Consider the following 311-nt stretch of genomic DNA (forward strand, 5'->3'; position numbering starts at 1 on the left):
GGCGGTGATCAGCAAACCGTTCGACAGCCAGATTTCGTGGCCGGTGCGGATTTCCGAAGCGACGGCGACGAATGGCTTTGTCAGGTCCTCGAAACGGATGCCTGCCATGTGCTCGCGCAACCGCGCATCGAGCTTCAAGCCGCCGAACAGGCCGCTGCCGCGCAGATTGAGATCGAGAAGCCCGAAGATGCGCCGCTTCGTCAGGCTTCTGGCGAACTCCTCCAGCTCGTCCAGCTTGCCTGCGATATAGCAGCCGCCGACCAGCGCGCCGATCGAGGTGCCGGCATCGAAGTATCGATGATCGCCGGCAC

General features: G+C 63.0%; 1 protein-coding gene. It reads right to left on the reverse strand.

The features are described 5' to 3' along the window. Positions 1–311 (reverse strand): patatin-like phospholipase family protein (locus EN804_RS36055; RefSeq protein ID WP_348642795.1); only part of this gene is annotated, 311 nt, incomplete at both ends.

Origin of the sequence: Mesorhizobium sp. M8A.F.Ca.ET.161.01.1.1, from assembly GCF_004792105.1 — a bacterium.
In the GTDB taxonomy this organism is placed as follows: domain Bacteria; phylum Pseudomonadota; class Alphaproteobacteria; order Rhizobiales; family Rhizobiaceae; genus Mesorhizobium.